Origin of the sequence: Microcystis sp. M061S2, from assembly GCF_020245605.1 — a bacterium.
In the GTDB taxonomy this organism is placed as follows: Bacteria; Cyanobacteriota; Cyanobacteriia; order Cyanobacteriales; family Microcystaceae; genus Microcystis.
In genome coordinates this window covers 104,462-112,601 of sequence record NZ_JADBUP010000024.1, presented here as the reverse complement: position 1 = coordinate 112,601, position 8,140 = coordinate 104,462, and the positions used below count along the sequence as shown (strand labels likewise).

Below are 8,140 nucleotides of genomic sequence, written 5' to 3'. Positions count from 1 at the left end.
TTAGCCATAGTTTTCCGTCAAAATTCGATTTTGTCTCTTAAAACCCTGATTAATCGGTTTTTAGAGCTAATTTTGACTCTTGGTCTAATCTGCCTGTCTTCCTTGCTGTGACTGACTTACAAATTTTTGGAGATGTCTAATGTAAAATATAGACGAGGTAAGGGTTTTATTGTCCTGTTTTGCTCTCACAGGTTCAAGATTTTGAGAGAATCGTGGTTCAAAACCTTGCGTCTTCATCGGTCCGCGTCCTGTAGGGGCGAAGCATTCGGGCAATAACCTATCGGTGAAACCGTAGATTTTCTATCCGAATGCTTCGCCCGTACTTTTTCAGCAAGCCCTATTTATTGATTTTTTTGATCCAATGGCAACTTTTACATCAATAGAGTCAAATTCAATGAGTATGGTAATTTTGTGCTACAATAGAGGTCTGTTAAAAGTAAAAAGAACAATCAATTACCATGAATAGCAAGACAGAAATCACTATTCAAGTTCCTTTAGAAATTGCTAGATATTACGCTAAAATTAAACCCAATGACCGAGGGAACATAGAAAACAAATTAACTGAAACTATTCAATTAGAATTAGAAAAATATCGTCAAAAAGCAGCGGCGAGATTATCAACAATTATGGATCAAGCTAGTGATGAAACAGAAGCTAACGGATTAACTCCAGATATTTTAGCCTCTATTTTAGAACAAATTGAGAGTTAATCACACTATTAAAAACGGATTAGGTGTAGGGCTAATTCATGAATTAGCCCTACAATAGGCGTTGTTATTCTGATCTGACAACGCCGATAAATCAACAGAGATTCTCAATTCGCCCGGGAAATGTGGGTCGCCAAGGCCGCCGATTGTAGGATGGGGGTAGTGGTGACGGAATCCGTCGCTAGGGTAAAGAGAGGATTGGAGAGGATACCGGCCAGGGAAGTCGCCACTAGGGAGAGGACAATACCCACCTGTAGGGGACGCATCCCGGCAAGAGTCCAATTGATAACGGGGTAATTTTTCACCGCATCGGACATCTCTTGGGGTTCCTTAACTACCATCATTTTGACCACACGGATATAGTAGTAAATCGAGGCCACACTGGTGACTAAACCAACGAGGACGAGGGCATAAAGTCCCGCTTGCCAACCGGCCCAGAATAGATAAATCTTACCAAAGAAGCCCGCTAGAGGCGGAATTCCCCCCAAAGAGAGCAGACAGATGCTTAAACAGAGGGTTAGGAGCGGATCTTTCTGGTAGAGTCCCGAATACTCAGCGATCTGATCGGTTCCAGTTCTGAGAGCAAAGAGAATCACACAGGCAAAAGCCCCTAGGTTCATGAACAGGTAAATTAACAGATAGAAAATCATGCTAGAGTAACCCGCGTCAGTACCGGCGGTTAAACCAATCATGACAAAACCCGCCTGACCGATCGAGGAATAGGCTAACATCCGTTTCATGCTAGTTTGGGCCAAGGCGACCACGTTGCCGAGGATCATACTCAAAATTGCTAGAGCGATAAAGATAAACCGCCATTGTTCGCTGACTAGACCGAAAACCGTCACTAATAGGCGAATTGCTAGGGCAAAACCGGCCGCTTTGGAACCTACCGAGAGGAAAGCCACCACGGGAGTGGGTGAACCTTCGTACACATCAGGAGTCCATTGGTGAAAGGGAACCGCCGAAATTTTGAAGGCGATACCGGCAATCACAAAAACTAATGCGATCGCTAAGGCCAGGGACTGACCACCGTTAACATCAGTTAATTTTTGGGCAATGGCACTTAAACTGGTTTCACCTCCGGATAAACCGTAGAGAAGGGAAACACCGTAGAGGAAAATCGCCGAGCTAGAAGCTCCAATTAACAGGTATTTTAAAGCGGCCTCGTTCGATCGAGGATCCCGTTTCATGTAACCGGTCATTAGATAGGAGGAAATACTGAGCATTTCTAGGGAGATGAAGATCATCACCAATTCACTAGCGCCAGATAGGAACATTCCCCCGAGGGTTGCGGTGAGCATAATGGCCAAGAATTCCGCTAGGGAGGTTCCCGCTTGTTCCACATAACGGATAGACATCAGCACTGTGGAGGCGGTAGAAAGGGCAATAATCGCCCTAAAGACGATACTGAGATTATCCCCCTCAAAAGCCCCTAAAAAGGCCACTGGTTTCGGATTGTCCCAGGCAAAATAAAGAGCAACCACAGCAGCGAGCAGACCAGCGATCGCAACGTAGGGCAGCCAACTTCTGGCACTCCGTCCCACGATTAAATCGCCGATTAAAATTACCATCAGGGTAATAATCAGAATTCCTTCGGGCCAGATAACGCCGGCATTTAGCTGACTGGCAACAAGACTAGAAAAATCCATATTGATTGAGGTTAAAGGAATTTGAAGTTAAAAAAGGCTTAATACAAGCTTAGGGCATTTCATCAGTGATTCAGTGATCAGTTATCAGTTATCAGTGATCAGATGTGAGTTTTCAGTTCACCGATCACCGCTATCGGGTCAAAATATCTAAAAACCCAGATAAATTTGACATAATCTTAGCTTTTATGGGTAGGAAAGTTATCTCTTGTTTTTTTACTCCTCCTGTCTCCGATTCTCGGAGTCTCGGATTCTTCTCACCTAACGGAGGATTTTTGATTTTTGCAGCCGAGCTAATTTCTGATGGTGACAAGTTGTCACCGAGATGTATCCACGTTAACAGGGAAAAAGTGAAAACTCAGGAAATCATGACATAGACTGGCATCGTTAGTTGTCATTGAAGGATTCTGGTAAAATCAGGCTAGGGAAACCCCCGAAAAACACTTGTTTTCGAGCCATCCGCTTGATTTTGTTGTTGAAAAACTTTCTAGTTCGCTCAATCCTTTTCCTTTAGCGCTCGCTTGAATGAGTAACGAAACCTATCTCAATCATCCCACTTTCGGTCTATTATACAGAGTCTGTCTATTAGAAGAACATCAGGAATTATTCACCACTCTTTATGCCCAACGTCTTTTTTTTCTGGTGACGGTGGGACCCAAAAAAGTCTCGTTCGATCCGATTAGTCGTTCCGATGCTCGTCTTTTGGTGGAAAACCGGCTGCGGAATTTGCGACGGCGCAGTAATGTGCAAGAATTTAACAGTCTCAACCAAACTTATCAACAAACCTTTTCAGTCTAGTTCATGACGATCGCTAGTCGTATCGAGTCAATCCGTCTTACCCTACCCCCCTCCACGCGCCTGATTGCCGTCAGTAAACAGGTATCGAGCGATTATATCCGTCAAGCTTACCGGGCAGGAGTGAGAGATTTTGCTGAAAGTAAGCTACAGGAAGCAATCTCGAAGCAGCAAGAACTAAAAGACCTCCCAGATATTTCTTGGCACTTTATCGGGCATCTACAGGCAAATAAAGCCCGCAAAGTCCTAGAATCTTTTGATTTAATCCATTCCCTCGATAGTTTAAAATTAGCCCAAAGACTCGATCGCCTAGCTGGGGAATTAGATATTAATCCCCAAGTTTTGCTACAGGTGAAAGTTGTCCCCGATCCCGATAAGTTCGGTTGGGACAAGGCCGAATTACTAGCAGATATTCCCGATTTAGTCAACTGTCAACAGCTAAAAATTCAAGGTTTGATGACAATTCTGCCCCAGGGATTATCCGCCGGGGAAAAGTTAGCCGCCTTTGAAAAAACCAGAGATTTAGCCCAAATAATCGAGAATAGCTCTAGTTTATGCCTGCCTCATCTATCCATGGGGATGTCTAACGATTATCCTCTGGCTATCAAGGCCGGAGCCACTTTGATCCGGGTGGGAACTGGCATCTTCGGCGATCGCATTTACTGAACCATCGCCGTAAATTTACAGAAAAAACCTCTAGAAATTTTAATAATCGGTGATAATATATCTTAAAATTACAGCGTCTAGTCTAGAAGTTGCTGGTTAGAAATGAGGAATTGACTTTTGCTCAATCCTTGAAAACTATCCCCTGATAACTGATAACCGATAACTGAAAAGAGGGAACTAACCGCTGCCTCCAGACGACTAAAATGAGGAACCCTTAACAAAACAGTTCCCCTGTACCAAGTGAGAGCCAAAAATGTTAAGGGTGACTAAAACAACCCCGACTCTAGCCAAGACCACCTAAAAAATCTTTTGAAGGACACTTAGACTGTGAACAACATTTTTACCAAACTCAAAGATTTTGTCGGCATCTCCGAACAACCAGAAGACGAAGACGAAACCGACTACGAAGAAATGAACTGGGAAAAGTCTTCCCCCCAAGATAGGGATCAAAACGAAGAAGAAGAACCCCTTAATCGTCGTCAACGCGAACCTTTAAATCTCAGTACAGCCACATCTATGGGACTCAACAGAAGCAACGTGATCGGTATGCCAGGTATTAACAACAATAATGCAGAAGTAGTGGTGATCGAGCCCCATTCCTTCGAGGAAATGCCCCAAGTTATCCAAACCCTGAGAGAACGCAAATCGGTGGTTTTAAACCTCAACGTCATGGATCCCGAAGAAGCACAAAGAGCCGTGGATTTTGTCGCCGGTGGCACTTACGCGATTGATGGTCATCAAGAACGCATCGGTGAGAGTATTTTCCTCTTTACTCCCAGCTGCGTTAAAGTTAGCACCCTTTCCGGAACCATTCACGATATCACCGACAACCCGAAAATGGCTCGTCCCGTTTCCCCCGCACCTGCTTGGGGCGCCGAAAGCAGTCGATTAGCTCAATGAATCCTCCCATAGTCCTCTCGTCAAGTTTGTCGAAGCTAGAAATCGCTCGATTCTCGAGAGGATGCGTTTTTTTGGGGGTAAGACCTCTAAATCGGCCTTTTTTTCTTTTTACTTTTTACTTTAAATAATACTGTGTCTATTCGTTTAGGAATTATTGGCGGTGGAGTGATGGCCGAGGCCATTCTCAGCCGTTTATTAAAAAAAAATATTTATAGTCCCGAAACGGTGTTAGTCAGTGAACCCCAATCCCAACGGCGCAACTTTTGGGTTAATACCTACGGAGTGCAAGTCAGCGAGGATAACCGGGAAGCCGCCAGAGCAACTGAGGTGTTAATCTTAGCGGTAAAACCGCAAATTTTAGAGCAAGTAGTGAATAGTTTGCTGGGAATACCCGAAAAACCCCTAATTATCTCGATTTTAGCGGGAGTTACCCTCAATCGCTTAGAAATGGGCTTTCCCGATCGCCCCGTCATCCGGACGATGCCCAATACCCCGGCCACGGTGGGACAAGGGGTTACAGCGATGGCGGCCGGTCGTCATGCGGAACCGGAACATCTGGCCGTAGCCAGAGATATTTTTGCTGCGGTCGGTTCGGTGGTGGAAGTTCCCGAAGCTTTGATGGACGCGGTAACGGGATTATCGGGATCGGGTCCGGCATTTGTGGCCTTGATGGTGGAAGCTTTAAGCGATGGTGGTGTGGCGGCTGGATTACCGCGAGCGATCGCATCTCAATTAGCTATAGAAACAGTTTTGGGGACGGCAACCCTATTAAAAGAATCGGCCATACATCCGGGGGAATTAAAGGATCGCGTCACTAGCCCTGGGGGAACGACGATTGCCGGGGTGAGACAATTAGAAAAAGGCTCTTTTCGATCGACTATTATCGAGGCAGTGGTGGCGGCCTATCATAGATCTAAAGATTTAGGGCGTAGTTCTGAAAAGTAATCTTTGTATCTTTTTTAACCCATAACTGATGTCTCAATCTGTGATAAGATACGCAGCAATTCTTGTCCAGAAAAAGTTATGATACTAAATCCGTTGAGTATAGGCTACTTATGAGGACAGGCAAAAGGTAATAGGCAAAAGGGGCAATAGATAATCAGTCTTTAATAACCGGATTTGGTATGAATAAGAAATCTTATCGTTTTGATTTAATGGCATTAATTGCCATTGCAGTTTTTTTCCTAGGGATCGTTTTCTGGAAAGTCCCGCTTCATTATCCCTATATCCTTAATTTTGATGAAGCGGTGGCCATGGTACTTGCCTACGTCACTAAACAAGGTTATCGTCTCTACGAACAAGTTTGGCACGATCATTTATCGGGTTTATCTCTTTTACTAAATGGTTGGTTAAGCGTGACAGGATTTACTATCCATGCCGCCCGCCTTATGGTGCTTTCTTTATCCACAATTATGTTAGGAATTTTTTATCTAATTCTGAGAGTTAATTGCGGAATATTGGCTTCTTGTTTATCGGTATTTATTCTCTCAACCTGTCTAGTTTATATTACCATGTCAACGACAATGTTGCGGGAGTTACCCTCACTTTTTTTTACAATTTTAAGTATTTTTATCATCTTTAAAGCCGTTAAATTCACGGGTAAGCTTAAGTATGGGCTGTATTTACTCAGTGCCATTGCTTTGGTTTTTTCCCTGCAAATTAAACTTTCGGGCATTACTATTATCCCAACTGTAGCTTTAATTATTTTTCTTAATCAACAGAATAGTTTTATTAAAAGAATCATTGATATTGTTATTTGGTCAGTCGCTGTCGTTTTAGTCTTTGTCTTGGGTTCCCTGACTATTTTTCCTTTTTCCTACGAAAATATTATTAAATCTCATGTCAGTGTTGCCGCTAGTTTCGGTGAAGAAAATCTCACCTTATGGACTCTCTTACAAAGCGCCCTACAGCACGAGCCAATTTATCTGATCGTCACAGTGATAGCTATTATAGCGATGGTTTTTACTCGCAATATAATACCACTTTTACCGCCCTTGATCTGGTTGGGTTCTAATCTGTTCAGATTTGCCACAGTCGCCCCAATTTGGCCCTATTATTATATCCATTTAATTATTCCCTCCGTTTGGATAATTGCCTTGTTTGTCGAACAGTTAAAAATTACTGATAGCCTCGGAGAATTTCAGCAAAATCGAAAAATAACCAGGGAATTAGTTCTCAAAATGCTAATTTTTCTTCCCCTTTCTGGTCAATTTCTCTTTAATACCTTAAGAATAATCACCAATCGTGATCCCTCAATTAATGCCTACGTTCAATTTAATAAAAGGTATAAACCTCTTTTAGCAGAAGCTGTGTTTGAAAAATTTAAAAACTCCGATAAACTTCTCTTAACAGACAATCCTCACTACATATATCAATATTTCTTGAAAACACCCCCAGAAACTGCCGTCATCACCAGAAAGAGATTTATCAATCAGAATCTTGATGGGGATTTTATCCTAGAAGTTATCGAAAAAAGACAGCCAGATTTGGTTTTTCTCTATCGATTTGAAAAGCAATTTCTGCAATCACCAAAACTCAAGGATTATTTAGAGAAAAATTATATCCAGTTTCCCGACAAGCAAGAAAAAGGAACTCTCTTTATCAGTCCGAAAACTTGGCAAGAATATCAAAGTAAGGCCGATTAGGGTTTGCTGAATAAATCTAAAAACCTTGTTGGGTAAGACTTTTAGACTTTTTGTCAATCAAAAAGTACCAGATATGGGAGTGATCGGCGGGAAAATCCCTGGACTTTTTCCCTGAAAATTAGGTAATTGACCCCCTCAAAATCGCTAAAACCCTACACCCTACACCCCACACCCCACACCCTGCCCCCACGAACAACTTTTTGCCGCAAACCCTAATTAGAAATTGTGGACGCGGACTATTAACGTTTTTTCTTTTTTACCGGTTTTTGAGCCACTTTTCGAGAACGCTTGTAGGCCGATCCGATCCAATCACTACAACTATGACTCATCGCCCCTAATTCTAAACCAAGGAAAATAGCGATCGCTACCTGGGGATGGTGATGCCATAATGCGATCGCTTGCTGCGGCCACAGTCGCCAATCCCAGTCTATACCCCAAAAACTTTGCAGGATCGGAATGATGACGATCGCCGCTAGTAAAAGAAAACTACCGAAGTAAAATAACCGAAAAATTGTGCCGATCAATAAACCGTGGGATAACCAACCGCGATGACGGATCATGGAACGATAGGGTAGCCACAACCAGCGCAGATAACCCCAACGTTTGTATTGTACCGAGTGGATGTCAAGATCCGGTCCAAACAGAAATCCGCTAAACAAATAACTGGCCAACAGTAATAGGGTTAATTTACCACTGCCACTGACCAAAAAACTCGCCCCCGCAATCGGTGGCAACAGAATTAGGGTAATGCGATCGTGAGTTCGACCAGAGGGCATCGGAA

9 protein-coding genes are annotated in these 8,140 nt (G+C 43.2%); 6 read left to right on the top strand and 3 right to left on the bottom strand.

Annotation, left to right across the window (positions count from 1 at the left end):
• The first annotated feature begins 458 nt into the window (after positions 1–458).
• Complete coding sequence (locus IM475_RS05785) at positions 459–710, top strand: hypothetical protein (protein WP_045358308.1); 252 nt, start codon at positions 459–461, stop codon at positions 708–710.
• A gap of 104 nt (positions 711–814) precedes the next feature.
• Here IM475_RS05785 and IM475_RS05780 read toward each other — a convergent pair whose 3' ends face one another.
• Complete coding sequence (locus IM475_RS05780; RefSeq protein ID WP_287726961.1) at positions 815–2,356, bottom strand: NAD(P)H-quinone oxidoreductase subunit N; 1,542 nt, start codon at positions 2,354–2,356, stop codon at positions 815–817.
• 522 nt (positions 2,357–2,878) lie between these two features.
• On the opposite strand from IM475_RS05780, the gene pipX reads away from it, so the two are divergent.
• Entirely contained in the window at positions 2,879–3,151 is a 273-nt protein-coding gene (gene pipX, locus IM475_RS05775) for a transcriptional coactivator PipX (RefSeq protein WP_002800387.1), read from the top strand.
• 3 nt (positions 3,152–3,154) lie between these two features.
• A complete protein-coding gene (locus IM475_RS05770; RefSeq protein ID WP_287726960.1) occupies positions 3,155–3,814 on the top strand; it encodes a YggS family pyridoxal phosphate-dependent enzyme in 660 nt (219 codons plus the stop codon).
• Between the two features lie 77 nt (positions 3,815–3,891).
• Here IM475_RS05770 and IM475_RS05765 read toward each other — a convergent pair whose 3' ends face one another.
• On the bottom strand, positions 3,892–4,035 hold the full coding sequence (locus IM475_RS05765) for a hypothetical protein (protein WP_287726959.1): 144 nt from the start codon (positions 4,033–4,035) through the stop codon (positions 3,892–3,894).
• Between the two features lie 106 nt (positions 4,036–4,141).
• On the opposite strand from IM475_RS05765, the gene IM475_RS05760 reads away from it, so the two are divergent.
• The 3 genes from IM475_RS05760 to IM475_RS05750 all read left to right on the top strand — a co-directional run bounded on the left by IM475_RS05760 (position 4,142) and on the right by IM475_RS05750 (position 7,359).
• The gene (locus IM475_RS05760; RefSeq protein ID WP_287657565.1) at positions 4,142–4,714 is read left to right on the top strand and encodes a cell division protein SepF; all 573 of its coding nucleotides are present in this window, start codon (positions 4,142–4,144) and stop codon (positions 4,712–4,714) included.
• Positions 4,715–4,846: 132 nt separating this feature from the next.
• Positions 4,847–5,659 (top strand): pyrroline-5-carboxylate reductase, encoded by an 813-nt coding sequence (gene proC / locus IM475_RS05755; protein WP_287657566.1) that lies wholly within the window; start codon positions 4,847–4,849, stop codon positions 5,657–5,659.
• Between the two features lie 179 nt (positions 5,660–5,838).
• On the top strand, positions 5,839–7,359 hold the full coding sequence (locus IM475_RS05750; RefSeq protein ID WP_287726958.1) for an ArnT family glycosyltransferase: 1,521 nt from the start codon (positions 5,839–5,841) through the stop codon (positions 7,357–7,359).
• A 239-nt stretch (positions 7,360–7,598) separates the two neighbouring features.
• On the opposite strand, the gene IM475_RS05745 is transcribed toward IM475_RS05750, so the two are convergent.
• On the bottom strand, positions 7,599–8,135 hold the full coding sequence (locus IM475_RS05745; protein ID WP_287726957.1) for a metal-binding protein: 537 nt from the start codon (positions 8,133–8,135) through the stop codon (positions 7,599–7,601).
• Positions 8,136–8,140: the final 5 nt, after the last annotated feature.

What these genes read in the sequence shown, in the direction of transcription:
- IM475_RS05785 (WP_045358308.1), top strand. Translation starts at nt 459, where the DNA reads ATGAATAGCAAGACAGAAATCACTATTCAAGTTCCTTTAGAAATTGCT.
- IM475_RS05780 (WP_287726961.1), bottom strand. Translation starts at nt 2,356, where the DNA reads ATGGATTTTTCTAGTCTTGTTGCCAGTCAGCTAAATGCCGGCGTTATC.
- pipX (WP_002800387.1), top strand. Translation starts at nt 2,879, where the DNA reads ATGAGTAACGAAACCTATCTCAATCATCCCACTTTCGGTCTATTATAC.
- IM475_RS05770 (WP_287726960.1), top strand. Translation starts at nt 3,155, where the DNA reads ATGACGATCGCTAGTCGTATCGAGTCAATCCGTCTTACCCTACCCCCC.
- IM475_RS05750 (WP_287726958.1), top strand. Translation starts at nt 5,839, where the DNA reads ATGAATAAGAAATCTTATCGTTTTGATTTAATGGCATTAATTGCCATT.
- IM475_RS05745 (WP_287726957.1), bottom strand. Translation starts at nt 8,135, where the DNA reads ATGCCCTCTGGTCGAACTCACGATCGCATTACCCTAATTCTGTTGCCA.